The following is a 22,709-nucleotide window of genomic DNA, read 5'->3' as shown; positions in this document are numbered from 1 at the left end:
AAGGCTGTAAGCCATAAGCTTTAAGCTATAAGCCTAAAGCGCAAACATAAAAAAAACAAGCTGAAAGCATTAGGAAAAAGCCTAAAGCTTAAAGCCTAATGCCTATAGCAATAATGAAACAATACTTAGATTTAGTAAAACACGTTTTAGAAAACGGCAATCAAAAAGGAGATCGTACAGGAACGGGAACAAAAAGTGTGTTTGGATACCAAATGCGTTTTGATTTAAGCGAAGGTTTCCCAATGGTTACAACCAAAAAATTGCATTTAAAATCGATTATTTACGAATTGCTTTGGTTCTTAAAAGGCGATACGAATATAAAATATCTTCAGGAAAACGGAGTTAAAATCTGGGATGAATGGGCAGATTCTAACGGAGATTTAGGACCTGTTTACGGTCATCAATGGCGCAATTGGAACAGTGAAGAAATTGATCAGATTTCTGAATTAATTACAGAATTAAAGACAAATCCGAACAGCCGTAGAATGTTGGTTTCTGCTTGGAATCCTTCGGTTTTACCAGATACAAAAAAGTCTTTTGAAGAAAATGTAGCCAACAATAAAGCTGCATTACCTCCTTGTCATGCATTTTTTCAGTTTTATGTGGCAAGTCCAGATCCTGAAAAAGGCGAAACAAAAGGTAAACTTTCATGTCAATTATATCAGAGAAGTGCTGATATCTTTTTAGGAGTTCCGTTTAATATCGCTTCATATGCACTATTAACCATGATGATTGCTCAAGTATGCGATTTAGAGCCGGGAGATTTTATCCATACATTTGGTGACGCGCATATTTACAATAATCATTTTGAACAATTGGAATTGCAATTAACACGCGAACCAAAACCATTACCAAAAATGATTTTAAATCCAGAGATTAAAAACATTTTTGATTTTGATTTCAATGATTTTACATTAGTTGACTATGATCCGCATCCTGCAATAAAAGGAAGTGTTGCTGTATAAAAAATAAAAAATCCGCTATTAAGCGGATTTTTTTATACAACTAAAACACTGTTTTCACTTCCAGCATAATCATTCCATTTGTAAAAATCTGCTTCAGGATCGTTAACATAGATTCCGTCAATTACGTATTTAAATTCGTAAATCGCGTCTTTAACCAAATCATAAGTTGCTTTAAAAGTACCGTTTTTCAACTTACTTAAAGCTCCTTCTTCAACATTCCAATTATTAAAATCTCCAACAACTGCTGCCGAATCAGCATCTTTGGCATCTATAGAAAATGTAACTTTACATACCGGTTTCGTTTTTACGAATTGCTTCTTTAAAGACATAACTATTTAGTTTTTAGATTTATATCTTTAAAATTAATCAAATTAGACGAAACGTCCACCACTTCTCTAGCCGATTTATCATAATATTAAAAACAGTATCTTATTTTAGCTTTATCCGTAATTTAAAGTGCATAAAATTTTACATTTCAAATTCGCGGCGATTTTAAAGGCAAATATTCTGGAGTCAAAATATTGACTTTCAAAAATAAATTTTAACTTTATAATCTCATTTTTATCTTATGGAAAAAGAAGTGCACGAACAGTACGAATACGCCAGACGACGATTAAGGCAAAAAAAGGTTTTATATTTTCATTTTGTTCTTTTCCTGCTTGGAAGTTTATTTTTATTTATTGCCAATAGATTTTTTGGTTTTGGAGAAGGCACAACCCAAAATTGGTGCATTTGGGGCATAACTATCTGGCTCTTTATTTTCATCCTTCATTTTATTAAAGTGTATATAACAGATCGCTTTATGAACAAAAAATGGGAAAGAGAGCAAATTGACAGGTTAGTTGCTTTACAGCAAAAAAGAATCAGTCAGCTTGAATCTTCTATCAACGAAGAGAATCAAAGTAAAATTTAGTATAAGCAAACCATGATTATAATGATAGCGGCTGCAGCCGAAAATAATGCGCTTGGAAAAAACAATGAATTAGTATGGCATCTGCCAAATGATTTTAAGAGATTCAAATCTCTTACTACAGGCCATTATATTATTATGGGCAGAAAAACTTTTGAGAGTTTTCCAAAACCATTGCCTGATCGCGTGCATGTTGTAATTACCCGTCAGGAAAACTATAAACCAGAAGGCTGTATTGTAGTCGATAGCATTGAAAAAGCGATTGCGGTATGTCCTGAAAATGAAGACAATTATATTATCGGGGGAGGCGAAATTTACAACTTAGCACTTCCTTTTACAGATATTATTGAACTTACTAAAGTCCACCATACTTTTGAAGCGGATACTTTTTTTCCGAAATTAAATAAAAATGAATGGGTTTTGGTAGAGTCTGAGGAAAATTTTAAAGACGAAAAACATCTTTACGACTACACTTACGAAACATATATTAGAAAATAAAAAACATCCTCTTTTCAGAGGATGTTTTTAAAATGATCGGTTTTCTAACCAGACTCGTTCAAGAATTAGCTTTGTTAAAAATCACAAATGTTAAGACATTTGAAATAACTGAATAACATTTAATGTTAATTTGAGACCTACATCTCAAATAAGCCTTTAATAACAAATACCACTAAGATATTAAAGGCAGAAAATTAAAATTTCCAAAAACAAATTTAATCCTAAGAACGTATTTTGCACTTTTAAATTAGTATTTCCCCCCAAAGAACAATACTTTACAAAACTTTTTCAAGAACAGATAAATTACCAGCGCAAAAAAGTAATTATCTGCTTTAAGTCATTTTGGCTTACCAATCATTTAAAACTTAATCATTTTTACTTTAGCAAAGTTGTTCAAAATAGAGACGTTGCACAATACCAGTTTTTAGTGATTTTATCAAAATACCTAGATTTAGGGATGTCTTGAAAAACGTAAAAACAGATCTATTTAAAACATTTAATTACTAAGCAAAAAACTCAATTACAGTTTAACTAGATTGTTTATATTTGCCTAAATAAAAAAAATGTCTGAAAAAATAACTCCGTATAAAGACTCTTCTTTAGGTAAAAAAGAGCAAGTAACCCAAATGTTTGACACTATTTCTGGGAATTACGATAATTTAAATCGTGTCATTTCATTTGGAATTGATGTAAAGTGGCGTAAAAAAGTATTAAAAATAGTCTCAGACAAAAAACCAAAATTCGTTTTAGACATTGCAACTGGAACTGGAGATCTAGCTATTTTATTGACACAGACTAAGGCAGAAAAAATTATAGGTTTAGATATTTCTGCAGGAATGCTAGAGGTTGGGAAAAAGAAAGTTGAAGAAAAAAATCTTTCTAATATAATTGAATTAGTTTTAGGAGATTCTGAAAATATGCCTTTTGAAGACAATTACTTTGATGCCATTACTGTGGGCTTTGGAGTGAGAAACTTTGAAAATCTAGAAAAAGGTTTTGCTGAAATTTTAAGAGTTTTAAAGCCTGGTGGTGTTTTTGTAATCTTAGAAACTTCTGTGCCAGACAAATTCCCATACAAACAAGGCTACAATTTTTACAGCAAAAACATACTTCCATTAATTGGAAAATTGTTTTCTAAAGACAATGAGGCTTACGGTTATTTATCCGAATCTGCGGCCGCTTTTCCTTATGGAGAAGCTTTAAACAATATTTTGAGAAAAACTGGGTTTATAGATGTTGTGGCTATGCCTCAAACTTTTGGTGTCGCAACAATTTATTCTGCATCTAAAAAATAGTATGAAAAAAGCTGTAATCTTATTTTTATTAGTCTTAACGACAAAAGGGCATTCGCAATTTGCTAAAAATTTGTTTAGCAAAGACCCTATTATTAATCTTGAAAACTGGCAAAAGCAACGTGTTTACTTTGGCTACTATTTAGGTTTTAACAGTTTTGACTTTAAATTTGATTACAAAACACCACAGCCTGACGACATTCAGGTAAAAAAAACTACTGGTTTTAATGTTGGTGTTGTAGCCGATTTGAGATTACAAGAATATATTAATCTTCGTTTTGAACCTGGATTGTATTACACAAAACGTGATTTATACTTTCCTGGTGTCGGAACATCAGAGAGTGACTATTTAAGAGAAGTAAACAGCACTTATATTCACTTTCCTTTATTACTAAAATTCTCTGCTTTACGAACAGGAAATGTTCGTCCTTATTTGGTTGGCGGTATGTCTACCACTTTAAATTTATCTAGTAATGCCAAATCTCAAGATGATAATTACCAGCAGAAATTTAGAGTAAAACAATGGACAGCCGCTTATGAACTTGGTTTTGGAATCGACATTTTTACCGAATACTTTATCTTTTCTCCTTCTGTTAGAGGTATGTTCGGCATAACTGATGAATTGATTCGAGACAATACATCTCCTAGCGGCTACACAGATAATATTGATTCGATGAAATCTAGAGCTATTTTAATAAATTTCACTTTTCATTAAAACAAAATCTTAACTATTTCGTTTAAATTCACTAAGAATAATTGCTGTTGCAGTAGCTACATTTAAACTTTCGGTTTTTTGAAGCTCTCCAAATCTAGGAATTGTTAGACGAGAAGTTACTAATTTTTCGATTTCAGACGATATCCCATTGGCTTCATTCCCCATAATAATGATTCCGTCTTGAGGTAAACTGGATTGATAAATATTATCTCCGTCCATAAACGTTCCAAAAATAGGCAGTTTAGTTTGAGCTAAGAAAACATTCAAATCAACATAGTTAACATTTACTCTAGAAATAGATCCCATCGTAGCTTGCACCACTTTTGGATTGTAAATATCTACTGTTTCTTTTGAGCAAATTACTTGTTTAATGCCAAACCAATCGCAAAGACGTAAAATGGTTCCAAGATTTCCTGGATCTCTAATATCGTCTAAAGCTAAAATCAAGCCTGAATCGATAATTTTCTTTTCGGCTGGAATTTTAAAAACTGCCAAACAAGAATTCGGAGTCGATAGAGCACTTATTTTTTTAAGTTCTTGCTCATTAATTAAGGTTCGTTTTGAAGATTGAACTGTTTCAAAATCATTCAAAGTCGTGTATAAATGTTCTAATTCAAAATTGGATTGCAGCAATTCTTGAATTACTTTTACTCCTTCGGCAAAAAATAATTGATTAACAAAACGCTGCTTTTTTTGATGTAAGCCAGAGATAAGCTTTATTTGGTTTTTACTAACCATAAAATAATGTACTTTTGAATTAAATATTTAACAACACTTGAAAAATAATTCCACAAAAATAATAGCATTTCTTCTAATTGCAATATTAATTTGCGCTTGTAATGCCGTAAAAAGAGTTCCCGATGGAAAAAACCTTCTTGTAAAAAATAATATTTTGGTAAATGGAAAGTCGACAAATGATGAAACGGCTTCTAATCAAATGTATCAAAAACCAAACGGCAAACTGTTAGGATACAAACTTCGTTTAAATTTATACAATTTAGCCAATTTAAATCCAGATTCTACTTATCAAGCAAAATTCAAAAACAATCCTGGAAAATATGAGCGTATGTCTAAAATATTTTCAGCGAAACAAGTTGATCGTCTTGGGCAATCATTTTATTATAAAGGAATTCATGAATTTTTGAAAAATACTGGAGAACCACCAGTAATCATCGATACAGCAAAAACTAAAAAGTCATTATTGCGTTTGAAGTATTACTATTTCAACAATGGTTATTTTAATGTTCTAACAGACTACACCATCGACACAGTTGGCCGCAAGAGAGCTGCAATTAATTACAATATTACGACTGGACCGGCGTATAAATTAGATACTATTAGAACAAGCATAAAAACTCCTGCTTTAGACTCTTTATACAGAACTAATCCTGAACCTTCATTATTAAAATCTGGAAATCAATATAGAACCACAGATTTTGAAGATGAAAAAAATCGTATTACAACTTACTTTAGGAATCACGGAGCTTACTATTTTCAGCCAACTTACGTAACTTTTGATATTGACACTATTGGCAAAAAAGCAAAGGCTGATGTAACTTTAAAAATTAGCGACAATATTATTCAAGGAAGAGATTCTAGCCGTACTGAACCTTTTAAACTATACACAATTAGTGATGTAAACATTTACACTGATTATTCGGCTGCAAATGCGAAGAAGAAACCAACGGATAGTACAACTTACAACAACTTCAATCTTTACAGCTATAATAAATTAAAGTATAAACCACGCGCTATCACTGACGCAATTTTTATAACTAAAGGAAGTACTTTTGCCGACTTTAGAACTACTCTTTCTTCAAGATATCTAAACAATTTAAGGATTTTTAATTATCCATCTATTCAATACGAAGTTGACAAGAGAGATTCTACAGCACAATCTCTTATTGCAAATGTTTACTTGACGCCTCGAAAAAAATATAGTTTTGGAGCTACTCTCGACTTGACGCATTCTAATATTCAAGATTTTGGAATTGGTGCTTCTGTTTCAGAAACCATTCGAAACGTTTTTAATCGCGCCGAAACTTTAGAAATTTCAGCACGTTTAAATGTAGGTTCATCCCGTGATATGGCAAATCCAAATGATAATTTCTTTAATGTTTCAGAATATGGTTTGGATTTGAAATTGAATTTCCCAAGAATTTTACTGCCTTTTGGAACAGAGAAAATTATTCCAAAAAGTATGATTCCTTATACTTCTATAACATCTGGTTTTTCGAAACAGCGGAATATTGGTTTGGATAAGGAAAATTTCACAGGAGGTATTTCATACAACTGGACACCAAAGCGTCATAATACTGCAAAATTAGAATTATTAAATGCACAATTTGTACGCAATTTAAATCCAGACAATTATTTTAGAGTTTATACTTCTTCTTATAATGATTTAAATAATATTGGTAAAGATTATAATACCGATGATCTCAACTGGGGGCTAACACCAGAAGAACAAGCAAGAAAAAATCTTGTCATACCTACAGGAACTGCAGGTTTTACAAATGATGTTTTAACAAATCAAACTGCTTTAGTCCCAGGCGATGCAGAATACGAAGAAGTAAAAAGTATTGAAGAAAGAAGAATTCGTTTAACAGAAAACGATTTTATTTTAGCAACAAGTTATACTTTCACCAAAACGACTAAAAAGGATTTGGCTGATAACAACTTTTATCAATTTAGAACTAAAATAGAATCAGCAGGAACATTATTGACACTGGTTTCAGAAATTGGAAATCTTCAAAAAAATACTAGAGGCAATTATGAGATTTTCAATTTAGAATATTCTGAATATGTCAAAACCGAATTTGATTACATCAAACATTGGGATTTTGGAAAAGAAAAAGTTTTGGCTGTTAGAAGTTTCTTTGGTATTGCAATTCCTTTTGGAAATTCAAATTATATTCCGTTTTCACGAAGTTATTATGGCGGAGGTTCCAACGATAACCGTGCATGGCAGCCTTATGCTTTAGGTCCGGGAAGCACAAATGCTGTAAATGACTTTAATGAGGCTAATATGAAAATTGCAGCAAGTTTAGAATATCGTTTCAAAATTTTTGGAGATGTCAAAGGAGCACTCTTTGCAGATGCCGGAAATATCTGGAATGTGCTCGATAATGTGACCGATCCGAAAGCAAAATTTGACAACTTAAACGATTTAGAAGAAATTGCCTTGGGTACAGGATTTGGTTTAAGATACGATTTAAGCTTTTTTGTGATTCGCTTAGATTTAGGCTTCAAGACCTATAATCCGGCGCATGAGAAGGGAGACAGATGGTTTAAAGAATACAATTTTGGTCATTCGGTTTTAAATTTTGGAATAAATTATCCGTTCTAATGCTAATTAATTCTTATTTTTGCAACCTAAAAACTAAAAACAACTATAAAAAAAATTACAATGGCACATAACATTAAACCAGGAGTAGCTACAGGAGATCAAGTACAAGAGATCTTTAATTATGCGAAAGAGAAGGGTTTTGCTCTTCCAGCAGTAAACGTTACTGGATCAAGCACAATTAACGGAGTTCTTGAAACTGCAGCGAAACTAAACGCGCCAGTTATCATTCAATTTTCTAACGGAGGAGCACAATTCAACGCTGGAAAAGGATTATCAAATGCAGGTGAAAAAGCAGCAATCGCAGGAGGAATCGCGGGAGCAAAACATATTCACACTTTGGCAGAAGCTTACGGTGCAACTGTAATCTTACACACTGACCACTGTGCGAAAAAACTTTTACCTTGGATTGATGGTTTATTAGATGCTTCTGAGAAACATTTCGCAGAAACAGGAAAACCATTATTCAGTTCTCACATGATCGATTTGTCTGAGGAGCCAATCGAAGAAAACATCGAGATCTGTAAAGAATATTTAGCTAGAATGAGCAAAATGGGCATGACATTGGAAATAGAACTTGGTATCACAGGTGGTGAAGAAGATGGTGTTGATAACTCTGATGTTGACAGCTCAAAATTATATACTCAACCAGAAGAAGTAGCTTATGCTTACGAAGAATTATCTAAAGTAAGCCCTAAATTCACAATTGCTGCTGCTTTTGGAAACGTTCACGGTGTTTACAAACCAGGAAACGTAAAATTAACTCCAAAAATCTTAAAAAATTCTCAGGATTTCGTACAAAACAAATTCAACACAGGACACAATCCAGTTGATTTCGTTTTCCACGGAGGTTCAGGTTCTACACTTGAAGAAATCAGAGAAGGAATTAGCTACGGAGTTATCAAAATGAACATCGATACAGATTTACAATTTGCATACACTGAAGGTATCCGTGACTATATGGTTAAAAATTTAGATTATTTAAAATCTCAAATTGGTAACCCAGAAGGTCCAGATGCTCCAAACAAAAAATACTATGACCCAAGAAGATGGGTACGTGAAAGTGAAGTAACATTCAACGCAAGATTGGAACAAGCTTTTGCTGATTTAAATAACGTAAACACGCTTTAAATTTTAGATTTCTGATTTTAGATTTCAGACTTCTAAAAAAGCCTGAAATCTAATTTCTGAATCAGATTAAAAATCTAAAATCTAAAATCTACATTCTAAAATTAAAAAAATGGCTTGGTTTAAAAGACAAGAAAAAGGGATTACGACCGCGACAGAAGACAAGATGGACGTTCCGAAAGGATTGTGGTACAAATCTCCTACTGGAAAAATTATTGATGCTGACGAATTAGCGAGAAATTTATTCGTGAGCCCTGAAGATGATTTTCACGTTCGAATTGGAAGCGCAACCTATTTTGAAATTTTATTCGACAACAACGAATTTGTTGAGTTAGATAAAAACATGACATCAAAAGATCCTCTGCACTTTGTGGACACAAAGAAATATGCAGACCGATTAAAAGATGTAATGGAAAAAACTCATCTTAAAGACGCTGTACGCACGGGAGTAGGAAAATCTAAAGGAAGAGAACTTGTAATCTGCTGTATGGATTTCGCTTTTATCGGTGGATCTATGGGAGCAGTTGTAGGTGAAAAAATTGCAAGAGGTATTGATCATGCAATCAAAAATAAACTTCCTTTTGTAATGATTTCTAAATCTGGTGGAGCTCGTATGATGGAAGCTGCTTATTCTTTAATGCAATTAGCAAAAACTTCTGTAAAACTTGCTCAATTAGCTGAAGCTAAATTACCTTATATTTCTCTTTGTACAGACCCAACAACTGGAGGAACAACTGCATCTTATGCTATGTTAGGAGACATTAATATCTCTGAGCCAGGCGCTTTGATCGGTTTTGCTGGTCCTCGTGTTGTTCGCGATACTACAGGAAAAGATTTACCAGAAGGTTTCCAAACTGCTGAGTTCTTATTAGAGCACGGTTTCTTAGACTTTATCACGCCTAGAAAAGAATTGAAAGATAAGATCAACTTATATATCGATTTGATTCAAAATAATGATATTAGAAAATAGTTTTAAAACTATTTCAATACATAAAATCCCAAGAAATTGCTTCTTGGGATTTTTTTATATCTTTATTTTAAATCTTATTTCTATGACGAGAATTTTTATTGGGCTTTTGATTTGTTTACTTTTTTTGAATTGTGACAAGAAAAAGGAAAAAACTGTTATTAAAAACAAACCATACATCATCTCTTATGAAAACAAAGAACTTAAAAGACATTACGATTCATTAGCAGTACGTCCTCCATCAACAAAAGGTTTTTTCTATGGGGAAAGCCAATTAATAATTGACCAAAAAGGGAATTTATATTTTTATCAAAAAAGACACATTCAAATTTTATGCAGTTATGGTAGTGAAAACGATACACTTCCACATTTTCTTAATTTACAACCAAAAGACATTGTCAAAATTCCGAAAAAATGTCTAAAGGATTTTCTATCAGAAAATATTTTATCAAAAGAGAAAAAGAGACATATTTTAATAATAGGCTCACAAAGCGATACAATTAAAGACCCATACTTTTTGGATTTTTTAAAAAGTAACATTATACAAACGTACTACATAAGGAGAACCACACAAGAAGAAGACACTGTTTTGAAATACAAAAATAATAGTGATTACTATTACTCTGATTCTATCAAATGGGACAGAACAAAGATTAAACTCCCGAACAAATAATAATATGCATCATTCCTACGGAGTTTTCATGAATATAATTCAAAGCATAAAATCCTAAAACAATTCGACTAAAGTCTCTTTCTAATTTTATAATAAATCTCCAGCTAAAGCCGTAGGCAATTCAAAAAAACTTAGAATCTTAGCATCTCAGCTACTTAGCAACTTAAAAAAAAACTACATTCCCGTTCTAATAGCTTCCACGGGATCAAGTTTTGCAGCAGAAATCGCAGGAAGAATTCCTGATACCAAACCAATAAATGCAGCTAGACCAGTTCCTAAAATAATATTTCCAAAACTTAGAACGAATTCGAAGTCTAGTAATTTTGTGAGCAGAAAAGCTATTCCCCAAACCATCAAAAGACCTATAATTCCGCCAATTACAGATAGAATCACCGCTTCAAACAAAAACTGGAATAAAATAAACCTATTTTTAGCTCCTAACGATTTCTGAATTCCAATAAGATTGGTTCTTTCTTTAACCGAAACGAACATAATATTAGCAATTCCGAAACCGCCAACAAGAAGAGAAAATCCACTAATAATCCAACCCACAACATTCATCTGACCTAAAATTCCATCAATGAAATCAGTAAATCCTGAAAGTACATTAATGAAGAAATTATCCATTTCTCCTGCTTTCATTCCGCGAATTGCTCTTAATTTTTGTGCAACTTCTGCTTTATAAGCTTCCATATCTACACCTTTTTCAGGTTTCAACACAATTACTGGCGTCATAGCATCGCTGTCGCCATACATTCTTCTTAAAAAATTAGCAGGCAGATAAACAGATGTATCATTACTATCTCCAAAAAAACCTGCTCCTTGTTTTGCCATTACTCCAATAACAGTAAAACGCTGTCCGTATAAGCGAATATTTTTTCCAATCGGATCACTTGAACCAAAAAGGCCGTCAGCTATATCATATCCTAAAACAATAACTGGAGTTCCTGAGTTAGATTCAGATTCATTATAGAACCTTCCTTTGTCGAAACTCAATCCGTCAATATCGACCATTTCGCTTGACGAAGGAATGATATTTACATCGCTAACTGTTTTAGAGTCATATTTTAAACTTTCTCTATTTACAAAAAGCTGGTAACCGACTTGATCGGTGTTATTCATTGAATTTTTCAAGCCTATATATTCATCATATTTCACATTTGGAAATTGTTCGCGTTTCCATTGCGGAATATTAGATGGCCCGAAGCAGAATTTCATTAAATAAATTGTATTTTTATCTAAGCTGCTTAAATCTTTCGAAATCTTTTTGTCTAAAGAATCAACAGCCGCCAAGACTGCTATAATTGAAAAAATACCGATAGTTACGCCTAATAAAGACAATAAAGTTCTCAATTTATTATTTCGCAAAGCATTAATGGCGAAACTCAAACTTTCTTTTAACAATCTAAGATAAACAAGCATATTTTCGTATTTTTCAATAAAGTAAAATTCAATAATTTAAATTCAAAAACCTAATAAAAGTTAACTTACTCATCAGTAGATTTTTTTAGCATTTTGTTACACTAATTTCTTTAAAATAATATATAAAAAAACTACTTTTGCAGTCTGAAAATCATAACTACACAATGAGCACAACAAAAAAAATACAATCAGCATTAATTTCTGTTTTTTCTAAAGATGGATTAGAACCAATTGTTAGAAAATTACACGAACAAAATGTAACACTTTACTCAACTGGAGGAACAGAAGATTTCATTAAAAACCTTGGAATTCCGGTAGTTCCTGTTGAAGATATTACTTCTTTTCCAGAAATTCTTGGAGGAAGAGTAAAAACATTGCACCCAAAAATTTTTGGTGGAATTTTGAATCGTCAAGATAACGAGAACGATGTTCAGCAAATGAAAGAATTTGATATCCCTCAAATTGATTTAGTAATTGTTGATTTGTACCCTTTTGAAAAAACCGTTGCTTCTGGAGCAAGTGAACAAGATATTATCGAAAAAATTGATATTGGCGGAATTTCATTAATTCGTGCTGGTGCAAAAAATTTCAAAGACACTGTAATTGTTGCTTCTGTAAACGAGTATAGTTTGCTTTTAGACTTGATTACAGAACAAAATGGAGCAACAACTCTTGAGAACAGAAGATTGTTGGCTACTAAAGCTTTCCACGTTTCATCTCATTACGATGGAGCTATTTTTAACTATTTCAACACAGACGAGACTATTTACAAAGAAAGCATTGCAAATGGTCAAGTTTTAAGATATGGTGAAAACCCTCACCAAAAAGGATTCTTCTTTGGAGATTTTGATGCTATGTTCAACAAACTTCACGGAAAAGAATTATCATACAACAATCTACTTGATGTTGATGCTGCAGTTAACCTAATTGCCGAGTTTAAAACTGACGGACCAACATTTGCTATTCTAAAACATAACAATGCTTGTGGTTTAGCTTCTAGAAAAACAATCAGCGAAGCATATTTAGCAGCTTTAGCTTGTGATCCAACTTCTGCTTTTGGTGGAGTGTTAATTTCTAACACAAAAATTGATTTAGAAACAGCACAAGAAATCAACAAATTATTCTGTGAAGTGGTTATTGCTCCAGCTTACGATGATGAGGCTGTAGCGGTTTTACAGGAGAAAAAGAACAGAATCATTTTAGTTCAAAATGAAGTTGAATTACCAGCTCGTCAAGTAAGAACTTGTCTTAATGGTTTGTTAATTCAGGACAGAAATAATATTACGGATAATAAAGAGCATTTAAAAACCGTTACAATTACAGAACCTACTGCTCAAGAGATCGAAGATTTGATCTTTGCTTCTAAAATCTGCAAGAATACAAAATCAAACACTATTGTATTTGCTAAAAACGGAACATTGATTTCTTCTGGTACAGGTCAGACTTCAAGAGTTGATGCTTTAATTCAAGCAGTTGATAAAGCAAAAGCATTTGGATTTGATTTGAATGGAGCTTCGATGGCAAGTGATGCATTTTTCCCATTTCCGGACTGTGTAGAATTAGCCAAAAAAGCAGGAATAACTGCTGTAATTCAGCCAGGAGGTTCTATTAAAGACGAATTAAGTATCAATTATTGCAACGAAAATAATCTTGCAATGGTATTTACAGGAACACGTCATTTTAAACATTAATTTGTTTAACTTTGTTCGATAAATAATTTATAACATTTTAAACCCCTAAAAAACTTATGGGATTTTTTGATTTCATGACCGAGGATATTGCAATAGACCTTGGTACCGCAAACACTTTAATCATTCATAATGATAAAGTTGTTATTGACAGCCCCTCTATCGTAGCACGCGACAGAGTTTCAGGCAAAATCATCGCTGTTGGTAAAGAAGCCAACATGATGCAAGGTAAAACACATGAAAACATCAAGACCATAAGGCCTTTGAAAGATGGTGTAATTGCCGATTTTGATGCTTCGGAAAAAATGATCAATATGTTCATTAAAAGCATTCCTGCATTAAAAAAGAGAATGTTTACTCCAGCTTTAAGAATGGTAGTTTGTATTCCTTCTGGAATTACTGAGGTTGAAATGCGTGCAGTAAAAGAATCTTGTGAAAGAGTAAACGGAAAAGAAGTTTACCTAATTCACGAACCAATGGCTGCGGCAATTGGTATCGGAATTGACATCATGCAACCAAAAGGAAACATGATTGTTGACATCGGAGGTGGTACAACTGAAATTGCCGTAATCGCATTAGGCGGAATTGTTTGTGACAAATCTGTAAAAATTGCAGGTGACGTTTTCACAAATGATATCGTTTATTACATGCGTACACAACACAACTTATTTGTTGGAGAAAGTACTGCTGAAAAAATTAAAATTCAAATTGGAGCGGCTATCGAAGATTTAGATGGACCGCCAGAAGATATGTCTGTTCAAGGTAGAGACTTACTTACAGGGAAACCAAAACAAGTAGATGTTTCTTACCGTGAGATTGCAAAAGCATTAGACAAATCTATTCAGCGTATCGAGGATGCTGTAATGGAAACATTATCTCAAACTCCTCCAGAATTAGCAGCAGATATCTACAATACTGGTATTTATTTAGCAGGTGGTGGATCTATGTTAAGAGGTCTTGACAAACGTATTTCTCAAAAAACAGATTTACCTGTTTATATTGCTGAAGATCCATTAAGAGCTGTTGTTCGCGGTACAGGAATGGCACTTAAAAACATTGCAAAATTTAAAAGTATCTTAATCAAATAAGATTCAAAATAACAATCAATTTACTTTTATAAGGGTCGAATTTTTAATATTTGACCCTTGTAAAACTTGAAAACTTAAAGCATATCCTGAAACAAAATAACCAGACAAGAAATGCAGCAAATATTTAATTTCATTATAAGAAACAGTAATCGATTGCTGTTTTTGCTGCTTTTAGGTATTTCGTTAGGACTCACTATTCAATCCCATTCCTTTCACAGAAGTAGAGTAATAAATTCAGCTAATTTTTTAAGTGGCGGTGTTTATGAAAAAATCAATCGTGTTAACGAATACTTGAATTTAAGAGCTGAAAATGACGAACTTGTACTTGAGAACGCAAGATTAAAAAGTCTTTTATTCAATAAAGAAGACACTACAAAATTACCTTTACCAGATACTATCAAAGGTGTAAAACCTGCTGATATTATTGTTTCAAAAGTAATTCACAATACTTACAGCACACACGAAAACTTTCTTACTTTAAACTCTGGTTCTAATGAAGGTGTAAAACCAGATATGGGAGTAATAAACAGTTTAGGAATTGTCGGTATTGTCGACAATACATCTCCTAGATATTCTACTGTCATTAGTATTCTGAACATGAAATCTCAGATTAATGCCAAGTTAAAAAAATCAAATCATTTCGGTTCTTTAACGTGGGACGGAGTAAGTACTGGTTTTGTACAATTAAAAGATGTTCCAAGATTAGCCTCAGTTAGAAAAGGCGATACGATTGTAACAGGAGGACAATCTGTAATTTTCCCTGAAGGAATAAACATTGGAACCGTTGAAACCATTTACAGAGAAACGGAAACAAGTTTTTATGTCATAAAAGTGAAATTGTTTAACGACATGACAAACTTAGGACACGTTTATATTATCAAAAGCAAGGACAGAGAAGAACTTATTAATTTAGAAAAAAAGGAAAAAGATGAATAGCGCAGTGTTACTCAATATTTTTCGATTTATCATACTGCTAGCGATTCAGGTTGTTATTTTCAACAATATGAATTTCTTAGGGTACATAAGTCCTTTTCCGTATATTTTATATATAATTCTTTATCCTGTAAACAGCAATAAAGCTGGTCTGATTATTTCGAGTTTCCTACTTGGATTAATAATGGATATGTTTTGTAATTCGGGCGGAATACATGCTACTGCCTGTGTTATTCTTGCATATTATAGGCCGTATATTTTCAAATTTTCATTTGGTCTCAGTTACGAATATCAAACTATTAAGCTAAATGAATCTTTAACACCAGAACGTTTTTCATTTATTCTGGTTTCGGTTTTAATGCATCACATTGTATTATTTGTTCTTGAAGCATTCCAGTTCAAATTTATTTGGGACATTTTACTCAGAACTTTATTTAGTTCTATTTTTACTATAATCACTTCCATAATAATCATATATCTTATTAAGCCCAATAAACGATGAGAAAAGTTCTGCTGCCCACTATAATAATTATTGCAGCATCTTTGCTAGTGATCAGAATCTTTTACCTTCAAGTTATTGATGATTCTTTCAAACTAAAATCAGAAAATAACGCGATAAAGAAAGTCTACGACTATCCTGAAAGAGGTTATATCTACGATCGACACGGCAAACTTCTTGTTGCAAACCAGGCTTCTTATGATATTATGGTTATTCCGAGAGAAATAAAGAAAGACCTTAATATAGCTGAATTCTGCGCATTACTGAATATTACACAAGAGGAATATCACAAGCGTATTGAAAAAGCAAAAGTTTATAGTCCAAGGCTTCCTTCTGTATTTTTATCTCAATTGAATAAGAATGAATTTGCTGCTTTTCAAGAGAAAATAAGAAAATATGATGGTTTCTATTTCCAAAAAAGATCTCTCCGTGATTACGAAGTAGATTATGGCGCCAATATTTTTGGTTCTATTACACAAGTAAATGAAGCCCAAATTGCAAAAAATCCATACTATAATAGTGGAGATTTAATCGGAAGACAAGGTGTAGAAGAAAGTTACGAAGAAGTATTGCGCGGTATTAAAGGCGTTAAATACATTCAAAAAGATAAATACAATAGAGAAATTGGCTCTTATAAAGAAGGGAAATACGATACAATTGCCGTTGCGGGAGAAGATATCAATTTAACAATTGATGCTGAACTTCAAAAATATGGCGAGGAATTAATGATCAACAAAAGAGGTGGAATCGTAGCACTTGAACCAAAAACTGGTGAGATTTTAGCGCTTGTTACCGCTCCATCTTACGATCCCGGAATTTTAGTTGGAAGACAAAGATCCAAAAACTATACTCTTTTATATAATGATTCTATTGCGAAACCATTATATGACAGAGGATTGCTTGCTGAATATCCTCCAGGTTCTCCTTTTAAAATTTTGACTGGTTTGATTGCACTTCAGGAAGGTGTTGTAAACGAACAAACGACATTTATGTGTCATCATGGTTTTAGTTATGGAGGAGGCCGATTCATGAAGTGTCACGGTTTTGGTCCGCACCAATTGCATAACGGAATTTACAATTCCTGTAACACTTATTTTGGCCAAGCTTATATGCTTACCATCAACAAATACAAAGATCCAGGTCAAGCTGTTGATGTTTGGAGCAGTCACGTAAAAAGTTTTGGTTTAGGTCAATTTATGGGTTATGATTTACCTACTGGAAAAAGAGGAAACATTCCAACTTCTAAAACTTATAAAAGAATTTATCCTAATGGCGGATGGAGAAGCTCAACAATTGTATCTAATGCAATTGGTCAAGGAGAGGTTTTAATGACTCCTGTTCAGTTAGCAAATATGATGGCTACTGTGGCCAATCAAGGTTATTATTACACACCTCATATCATTAAAAAGATTGAAGGCGAAAAAATAGACGAAAAGTTTACCACAAAACATGTGACTTCTATAGATCAGAAATATTTCCCGCCAGTTATAAGCGGATTATTTGATGTATATAATAAAGGTACAGCTTACGCTCTAAGAGTGGAAGGAATTGATATTTGTGGAAAAACAGGAACAGCAGAGAACTATGCAAAAATCAATGGCAAAAGAGAAAAACTAAAAGACCACTCTATTTTCGTAGCTTTTGCACCAAAAGATAATCCAAAAATTGCAATTGCAGTTATGATTGAAAATGGAGGTTTTGGAGCGACAGTAGCAGGGCCAATTGCAAGTTTAATGATTGAAAAATATCTAAGAAAAAAAATCACAAGAACTGATTTAGAAATAAGAGTACTAAACAAAAGTTTAGCTGCCGAATATGCTAAATTAGGTGGAATGAATGCAGCAAGTGCAATTGAATCTGTACCTAAAGATTCTGTTTTACAAGCTAAAATCATAAAACCAAAAGCCCCAGTTACAACGGCACCAAAAACAGAAGTTAAAAAAACAGCAGTAGACACAACTAAGAAAAACTAAGAGAAAGTATTTCAAATGAAAAATCAAAGTGTAAAAAATAATATTGATTGGATAAGTGTTTTTATCTACGTTGCGTTGGTAACTTTAGGCTGGCTGAATATTTATTCGTCTTCTTTGTTGTCAACAGATGGAACTTATCAAAAGCAATTGATTTTTATTTGCTGTACAGTTCCTTTGATATTTGTAGTGCTTTTTGTTGACGGTAAATTTTACGAAAAATATGCCAGTATCATATTTGGTGTTTCTTTACTGTCCCTTGCAGGATTATTTCTCTTTGGAAAAACAATTGCTGGACAACGATGCTGGTACGCAATAGGAAGTTTTACTTTGCAACCGTCAGAGTTTGCCAAAGCCGCAACTTCATTAGCTTTGGCTAAATATCTAAGTGATACGCAGATTAATCTAAAAGAAACAAACAGACAGATTCAGGCTTTAGCAATTATGTTATTGCCAGTAATGCTAATTTTACCTCAGCCTGACCCAGGAAGTGCTTTAATATATAGTGTTTTCATTTTAGTATTATATAGAGAAGGATTACCTTCTTGGTATGTTTGGACAGCCTTTATAACAATAGCTCTATTTGTACTTACATTAGTACTGGAACCTTATGTTGTTATTGGAATAGCTTTTATTATTCTAGCTATTATTCATTTTAAAGGAAGAGTTGTTGACCGTAATCTATTACTTAGCGCAATCTTGTTGGCATTAATCTCTGGTTTTGTTTTCTCTGTTGACTATGTTTTTGATAACGTTTTCAAGCAACACCACAGAGATCGTTTCAACATCTTATTAGGTAAAACTGTAGACATGAAAGGTATTGGATACAATACCAATCAATCTGAAATTGCGATTGGATCTGGTGGATGGATCGGAAAAGGTTTTCTTGAAGGCACACAAACTAAAGGCGGATTCGTACCAGAACAACATACCGATTATATCTTTACGACTGTAGGTGAAGAATGGGGATTTGCAGGTTCTGTGGTTGTTATTGCGCTTTTTGTTGGATTATTACTTAGAGTGATTTATCTAGCCGAAAGACAAAAAACCAAATTCAGCCGAGTCTACGGATATTGTGTCGCTGGAATTTTATTTATACACTTCTTTGTAAATATTGCCATGGTAATTGGAATTTTCCCGACAATTGGTGTCCCTCTTCCCTTCTTTTCATACGGAGGTTCTGGACTTTGGGGATTTACGATATTGTTGTTTATTTTCCTTAAAATGGATGCCAATAAAGTGAATGAATGGTAAGTCTAAAACATTCAATTCTTAAATTCCAAATTCCAAGCTAGACTTACAAATAGGATTTTTAAAACACGAAAGAATCCATTTAATTATAAAATTTATAACCATAAAAAAATCCGAAGCTTAATTAACTTCGGATTTTTTTATGTCTTATTTTTAAATTATATCTGTTCGTTTGGTCTCTTTTTTAAAAGCTTTAATAGAACTGGGAATGTTGATATGATGATAATAATGATAATAATGTATTCAATGTGTTTTTTCAAATCTATTCCTTGCTTCAAAAATACTCCGTATAAATAATGTCCTGCAAAGATTAAGATGAATGACCAAAGGAAAGAACTCAAAATATTATAAAACATAAACTTCTTTTTATCCATTGATACAATTCCTGCAACTATTGGAGCGAATGTTCTAAAAATTGGAAGGAATCTCGCGTAGATAATTGCTTTTCCACCATACTTTTCAAAGAAATCTTTCGACTGAAGAAGGTATTTTTTCTTAAACCAAAACGTATCTTCTTTTTTAAATAAATAATAACCGCTTTTTGCTCCAAACCAATAACCAGTCATATTTCCTAAAACTCCCATTATTGCAACAGCTGTTGCCAGTAAAAACACGTTTACAAAGTCGTTTGGAATAAATAAAACATTTTCAATTAAATCACGACTGTAAATACCTGCTAAAAAAAGCAAACTGTCTCCAGGCAGAAAAAAACCTGCAAAAAGTCCTGTTTCAGCAAAAACTATAAACAGCACAATAAACAACCCAATTTGAAAACCTCCGACACTTAAAGTAATATAAAATTCAGGGTTTAGTAACTGGGTCCATTCAAAATTATTCATAAAACGAGATTGGTTATCTTTATAAGTCTGTGAAAGTAACAATAATTTACTTTAACTACAATTAAATGCGGTATTTTAAACATAAATTAACTATTAAAAAAAGCCCAAACTAAGGTTTGGGCTTAAGCAATAATTATTCTCTTACATACTTACAACAGCTATGCAAGTTGTCATAATCTTCTGTTGTAGCTTTAACTTCCTTAGTATCATGACCTACTTTGGCAATTGCTTTGTTTAAGTCTAGAGGAGTAGTTTTTTCTTCATTCAAAATAACAGAAAGCTGATGAGAACTGATATCCCAACTTGCTGTCTTTACACCTGGAACTCCGTAGGCTGCTTTTTCAATTCTTTTTTTGCATTGCTCGCAGTTACCGTTTACCTCTGTTGTATATTTTAAATTTTTGTTCTTTTTAGTTTGTGCTTGAGCTGAAAATCCTAAAAAAGTAATTATCGCTATTAAAAATAATTTATTCATTTTATTAAAATATTTATTGTTGTTAATACTATTATTTAATCTTAAATCGTAATCCCGCATAATACATTTGACCAAAAATAGGCGCGTATGCAACCGACGCATCAAAATTAGGACCAAAAGGATTATCTGCTCCTAAAATTGCTTTTTCTTGTTTATAATTTCCAATATTTTCCCCTCCGATATACACTTCGAAAACTGAAGAAAAAACACGTGTTACTTGTGCATTCATTACTGCATAAGCTGGTGAAAAATCTGGAAATTGATCTTCTACAGGATTTGATGCCGTGTAAGGCAATTGCTGCTTTCCTGACCAATTATAAGTAAAATCAAATCTCCATTGTTTATCATCATTTAAAGTTGTTTCATACTCTAAATTCCCTAAAAAACGATGTTTTGCCTGCAAAGGACGCTGAAACGAACCTCTTAAATAATCTGTTTGAATATCGTAATATTTGTAAGCCGTTCTTAAATTTAAATTATGAATCAACTCATAATTAAACTCAACTTGTAGGCTGTTTGCAAACGAACTTCCTTTTAAATCATAAAACAAAACTTGCTGTGGACTCTGCATCACATCAACCACTGCCTGATTTTGAAAATCTGTTCGATACAAATCGAAACCTGCATCGGCATTTTTACCAAAAATCTTGAATTTCTGTGAAAAACTTACTCCGTAATTCCAAGCAATTTCTGGATTTAATCCATACACTTTTCCATTTGAGTCTAAAACTGAAAACGTTCTTGAACTTGCAAAAAGCTGCTGATTTTCGGCAAAAATATTCGCAGAACGTTTTCCTCTTCCTGCTGAAAAACGCACAACTCCATTCTTCCAAGGATTGTATCGCATGTGTAATCTTGGAGTAACAAAAAATCCTAATCGATTATGATTGTCTACCCTTCCTCCTAAAACCAAACTGAAATTATCGGTGTTATCGTATGTATATTCAAAGAAAGCACCAACTGAATTATCGATTCGGCTTACATCTGTTAAGTTTACAAATTCTTGATATTGATCATAGCTAAAATTCAATCCCGTTGTAAACTTGTGCATTGTATTGTTTATAATCGAGTTGAAAATCAAATTAGAATAAAAACTATTTTGTTTTATATCGTATTGATTTAAACCGAAATAAGAATCTTGTTTATGACTATTAAAAGCATTTTGAAAACCAATACTTTGATAAGGCATATCTTTAAAAACATATCCGATTTTAGTTGAAACATCAAAGCGTTCGGTATTAATTTCTGAACCCCAATAATTTGTAGTTCCGCGATCACGATCTTTATCAAAATCAAGTTCTCCTGTCTGTTTTTTATCATTCATATATCTGAAATTGATAAAACTTACTAAACCACTTTCAGGATTATAATATTGATAACGGTTTAAAACATTGATTTGTTTTCCTAATGGATTATCTAGAAATCCATCATTGTTCATGTCATTTTTTGCGACACGAGTATTTCCGTGAACAAATAAACTTGTTGCCCATTTGTCAGACAGTTTTTTATTGAAATGGGTATTTAATTCAAATCGAGAATCGGTTGAGCCATAAGCATTCAGAAAAAATGGAATATCACTAAGAGGCTTTAAAAGCTCTGTGTTAATCTGTCCCGAAATGCTTTCGTAACCATTAATCACACTTCCCGCCCCTTTTGTGATCTGAACACTTTCAATCCAAGTTCCTGGCGTAAATGATAAACCATAAGCTTGAGAAGCTCCACGAACAGAAGGAATATTTTCTTCTGTTATCATTAAATAAGGACTTGTCAAACCAAGCATTTTGATTTGTTTAGTTCCCGTTAAGGCATCAGAAAAGTTAACATCAATTGATGGATTAGTTTCAAAGCTTTCGGCTAGATTACAACAAGCGGCTTTTAGCAATTCTTTGCTTGTAATTAGAGATGTATTGGCAGTTACTGTAAAGGATTTTTTAATTCCTTTTTGCTTTTTATTGATTTTTACTTCCTCTAAATCTTCTTGTGAAAACATAGAAACAGAAAGCAAAAACGCTGCAAAAAGCATTATTTTTTTTTGCATAAAAAATGATTT

General features: G+C 32.7%; 21 protein-coding genes. 15 read left to right on the top strand and 6 right to left on the bottom strand.

Going from position 1 to position 22,709, the window contains the following annotated elements:
* Positions 1-113 precede the first annotated feature (113 nt).
* On the top strand, positions 114-965 hold the full coding sequence (locus HNP35_RS04675; protein ID WP_184159709.1) for a thymidylate synthase: 852 nt from the start codon (positions 114-116) through the stop codon (positions 963-965).
* Between the two features lie 32 nt (positions 966-997).
* On the opposite strand, the gene HNP35_RS04670 is transcribed toward HNP35_RS04675, so the two are convergent.
* Positions 998-1,294, bottom strand: coding sequence for an isoamylase early set domain-containing protein (locus HNP35_RS04670; RefSeq protein ID WP_184157978.1), 297 nt, complete (start codon positions 1,292-1,294; stop codon positions 998-1,000).
* A gap of 239 nt (positions 1,295-1,533) precedes the next feature.
* On the opposite strand from HNP35_RS04670, the gene HNP35_RS04665 reads away from it, so the two are divergent.
* The 4 genes from HNP35_RS04665 (at position 1,534) to HNP35_RS04650 (ending at position 4,380) form a co-directional block, all read left to right on the top strand.
* Positions 1,534-1,878 carry a 2TM domain-containing protein gene (locus HNP35_RS04665; RefSeq protein WP_184157979.1) on the top strand — a complete coding sequence of 115 codons (345 nt, stop codon included), beginning with the start codon at positions 1,534-1,536 and terminating at the stop codon, positions 1,876-1,878.
* Between the two features lie 12 nt (positions 1,879-1,890).
* The gene (locus HNP35_RS04660; protein WP_184157980.1) at positions 1,891-2,373 is read left to right on the top strand and encodes a dihydrofolate reductase; all 483 of its coding nucleotides are present in this window, start codon (positions 1,891-1,893) and stop codon (positions 2,371-2,373) included.
* A 563-nt stretch (positions 2,374-2,936) separates the two neighbouring features.
* Positions 2,937-3,668 carry a bifunctional demethylmenaquinone methyltransferase/2-methoxy-6-polyprenyl-1,4-benzoquinol methylase UbiE gene (gene ubiE, locus HNP35_RS04655; RefSeq protein WP_184157982.1) on the top strand — a complete coding sequence of 244 codons (732 nt, stop codon included), beginning with the start codon at positions 2,937-2,939 and terminating at the stop codon, positions 3,666-3,668.
* A gap of 1 nt (position 3,669) precedes the next feature.
* Positions 3,670-4,380 carry a porin family protein gene (locus HNP35_RS04650; protein WP_184157984.1) on the top strand — a complete coding sequence of 237 codons (711 nt, stop codon included), beginning with the start codon at positions 3,670-3,672 and terminating at the stop codon, positions 4,378-4,380.
* Between the two features lie 9 nt (positions 4,381-4,389).
* Here HNP35_RS04650 and HNP35_RS04645 read toward each other — a convergent pair whose 3' ends face one another.
* Entirely contained in the window at positions 4,390-5,118 is a 729-nt protein-coding gene (locus HNP35_RS04645) for an RNA methyltransferase (RefSeq protein ID WP_184157986.1), read from the bottom strand.
* 37 nt (positions 5,119-5,155) lie between these two features.
* Between HNP35_RS04645 and HNP35_RS04640 the strand changes: the two genes are divergently transcribed.
* The 4 genes from HNP35_RS04640 (at position 5,156) to HNP35_RS04625 (ending at position 10,494) form a co-directional block, all read left to right on the top strand.
* Positions 5,156-7,729, top strand: a complete 2,574-nt coding sequence (locus HNP35_RS04640) for a BamA/TamA family outer membrane protein (RefSeq protein WP_184157988.1) — start codon at positions 5,156-5,158, stop codon at positions 7,727-7,729.
* Positions 7,730-7,789: 60 nt separating this feature from the next.
* Entirely contained in the window at positions 7,790-8,857 is a 1,068-nt protein-coding gene (fbaA, locus tag HNP35_RS04635) for a class II fructose-bisphosphate aldolase (RefSeq protein WP_012023542.1), read from the top strand.
* Between the two features lie 109 nt (positions 8,858-8,966).
* Positions 8,967-9,824: an acetyl-CoA carboxylase, carboxyltransferase subunit beta gene (gene accD, locus HNP35_RS04630; protein ID WP_008466538.1), complete on the top strand. Its 858-nt coding sequence runs from the start codon at positions 8,967-8,969 to the stop codon at positions 9,822-9,824.
* Positions 9,808-10,494: a hypothetical protein gene (locus HNP35_RS04625; protein WP_184157990.1), complete on the top strand. Its 687-nt coding sequence runs from the start codon at positions 9,808-9,810 to the stop codon at positions 10,492-10,494. The genes accD and HNP35_RS04625 overlap by 17 nt, the downstream gene beginning before the upstream one ends.
* Positions 10,495-10,668: 174 nt before the next feature.
* On the opposite strand, the gene HNP35_RS04620 is transcribed toward HNP35_RS04625, so the two are convergent.
* Positions 10,669-11,916: an ABC transporter permease gene (locus HNP35_RS04620; RefSeq protein ID WP_184157992.1), complete on the bottom strand. Its 1,248-nt coding sequence runs from the start codon at positions 11,914-11,916 to the stop codon at positions 10,669-10,671.
* 164 nt (positions 11,917-12,080) lie between these two features.
* Between HNP35_RS04620 and purH the strand changes: the two genes are divergently transcribed.
* The 6 genes from purH (at position 12,081) to rodA (ending at position 19,348) form a co-directional block, all read left to right on the top strand.
* A complete protein-coding gene (purH, locus tag HNP35_RS04615) occupies positions 12,081-13,607 on the top strand; it encodes a bifunctional phosphoribosylaminoimidazolecarboxamide formyltransferase/IMP cyclohydrolase (protein WP_184157994.1) in 1,527 nt (508 codons plus the stop codon).
* Between the two features lie 56 nt (positions 13,608-13,663).
* On the top strand, positions 13,664-14,692 hold the full coding sequence (locus HNP35_RS04610) for a rod shape-determining protein (protein WP_008466528.1): 1,029 nt from the start codon (positions 13,664-13,666) through the stop codon (positions 14,690-14,692).
* A gap of 111 nt (positions 14,693-14,803) precedes the next feature.
* On the top strand, positions 14,804-15,628 hold the full coding sequence (gene mreC, locus HNP35_RS04605; protein ID WP_184157995.1) for a rod shape-determining protein MreC: 825 nt from the start codon (positions 14,804-14,806) through the stop codon (positions 15,626-15,628).
* The gene (locus tag HNP35_RS23760; RefSeq protein WP_246453326.1) at positions 15,621-16,127 is read left to right on the top strand and encodes a rod shape-determining protein MreD; all 507 of its coding nucleotides are present in this window, start codon (positions 15,621-15,623) and stop codon (positions 16,125-16,127) included. The genes mreC and HNP35_RS23760 overlap by 8 nt, the downstream gene beginning before the upstream one ends.
* Positions 16,124-18,097 carry a penicillin-binding protein 2 gene (mrdA, locus tag HNP35_RS04600; protein ID WP_184157997.1) on the top strand — a complete coding sequence of 658 codons (1,974 nt, stop codon included), beginning with the start codon at positions 16,124-16,126 and terminating at the stop codon, positions 18,095-18,097. The genes HNP35_RS23760 and mrdA overlap by 4 nt, the downstream gene beginning before the upstream one ends.
* 15 nt (positions 18,098-18,112) lie before the next feature.
* Positions 18,113-19,348, top strand: a complete 1,236-nt coding sequence (rodA, locus tag HNP35_RS04595; protein WP_184157999.1) for a rod shape-determining protein RodA — start codon at positions 18,113-18,115, stop codon at positions 19,346-19,348.
* A gap of 155 nt (positions 19,349-19,503) precedes the next feature.
* Here rodA and HNP35_RS04590 read toward each other — a convergent pair whose 3' ends face one another.
* The 3 genes from HNP35_RS04590 to HNP35_RS04580 all read right to left on the bottom strand — a co-directional run bounded on the left by HNP35_RS04590 (position 19,504) and on the right by HNP35_RS04580 (position 22,697).
* Positions 19,504-20,184 carry a DedA family protein gene (locus HNP35_RS04590; protein WP_184158001.1) on the bottom strand — a complete coding sequence of 227 codons (681 nt, stop codon included), beginning with the start codon at positions 20,182-20,184 and terminating at the stop codon, positions 19,504-19,506.
* A gap of 133 nt (positions 20,185-20,317) precedes the next feature.
* Entirely contained in the window at positions 20,318-20,659 is a 342-nt protein-coding gene (locus HNP35_RS04585; RefSeq protein ID WP_184158003.1) for a heavy-metal-associated domain-containing protein, read from the bottom strand.
* 31 nt (positions 20,660-20,690) lie between these two features.
* The gene (locus HNP35_RS04580; RefSeq protein WP_184158005.1) at positions 20,691-22,697 is read right to left on the bottom strand and encodes a TonB-dependent receptor plug domain-containing protein; all 2,007 of its coding nucleotides are present in this window, start codon (positions 22,695-22,697) and stop codon (positions 20,691-20,693) included.
* Positions 22,698-22,709: the final 12 nt, after the last annotated feature.

Origin of the sequence: Flavobacterium notoginsengisoli (assembly GCF_014207905.1) — a bacterium.
Lineage (GTDB): Bacteria > Bacteroidota > Bacteroidia > Flavobacteriales > Flavobacteriaceae > Flavobacterium > Flavobacterium notoginsengisoli_A.
This window is presented reverse-complemented; position numbering and strand designations above follow the sequence as displayed.

Excerpts from the sequence above, each read along its gene's own strand:
- HNP35_RS04675 (WP_184159709.1), top strand. The coding sequence starts at position 114 with ATGAAACAATACTTAGATTTAGTAAAACACGTTTTAGAAAACGGCAAT.
- HNP35_RS04670 (WP_184157978.1), bottom strand. The coding sequence starts at position 1,294 with ATGTCTTTAAAGAAGCAATTCGTAAAAACGAAACCGGTATGTAAAGTT.
- HNP35_RS04665 (WP_184157979.1), top strand. The coding sequence starts at position 1,534 with ATGGAAAAAGAAGTGCACGAACAGTACGAATACGCCAGACGACGATTA.
- HNP35_RS04660 (WP_184157980.1), top strand. The coding sequence starts at position 1,891 with ATGATTATAATGATAGCGGCTGCAGCCGAAAATAATGCGCTTGGAAAA.
- ubiE (WP_184157982.1), top strand. The coding sequence starts at position 2,937 with ATGTCTGAAAAAATAACTCCGTATAAAGACTCTTCTTTAGGTAAAAAA.
- HNP35_RS04650 (WP_184157984.1), top strand. The coding sequence starts at position 3,670 with ATGAAAAAAGCTGTAATCTTATTTTTATTAGTCTTAACGACAAAAGGG.
- HNP35_RS04645 (WP_184157986.1), bottom strand. The coding sequence starts at position 5,118 with ATGGTTAGTAAAAACCAAATAAAGCTTATCTCTGGCTTACATCAAAAA.
- fbaA (WP_012023542.1), top strand. The coding sequence starts at position 7,790 with ATGGCACATAACATTAAACCAGGAGTAGCTACAGGAGATCAAGTACAA.
- accD (WP_008466538.1), top strand. The coding sequence starts at position 8,967 with ATGGCTTGGTTTAAAAGACAAGAAAAAGGGATTACGACCGCGACAGAA.
- HNP35_RS04625 (WP_184157990.1), top strand. The coding sequence starts at position 9,808 with ATGATATTAGAAAATAGTTTTAAAACTATTTCAATACATAAAATCCCA.
- HNP35_RS04620 (WP_184157992.1), bottom strand. The coding sequence starts at position 11,916 with ATGCTTGTTTATCTTAGATTGTTAAAAGAAAGTTTGAGTTTCGCCATT.
- purH (WP_184157994.1), top strand. The coding sequence starts at position 12,081 with ATGAGCACAACAAAAAAAATACAATCAGCATTAATTTCTGTTTTTTCT.
- HNP35_RS04610 (WP_008466528.1), top strand. The coding sequence starts at position 13,664 with ATGGGATTTTTTGATTTCATGACCGAGGATATTGCAATAGACCTTGGT.
- mreC (WP_184157995.1), top strand. The coding sequence starts at position 14,804 with ATGCAGCAAATATTTAATTTCATTATAAGAAACAGTAATCGATTGCTG.
- HNP35_RS23760 (WP_246453326.1), top strand. The coding sequence starts at position 15,621 with ATGAATAGCGCAGTGTTACTCAATATTTTTCGATTTATCATACTGCTA.
- mrdA (WP_184157997.1), top strand. The coding sequence starts at position 16,124 with ATGAGAAAAGTTCTGCTGCCCACTATAATAATTATTGCAGCATCTTTG.
- rodA (WP_184157999.1), top strand. The coding sequence starts at position 18,113 with ATGAAAAATCAAAGTGTAAAAAATAATATTGATTGGATAAGTGTTTTT.
- HNP35_RS04590 (WP_184158001.1), bottom strand. The coding sequence starts at position 20,184 with ATGAATAATTTTGAATGGACCCAGTTACTAAACCCTGAATTTTATATT.
- HNP35_RS04585 (WP_184158003.1), bottom strand. The coding sequence starts at position 20,659 with ATGAATAAATTATTTTTAATAGCGATAATTACTTTTTTAGGATTTTCA.
- HNP35_RS04580 (WP_184158005.1), bottom strand. The coding sequence starts at position 22,697 with ATGCAAAAAAAAATAATGCTTTTTGCAGCGTTTTTGCTTTCTGTTTCT.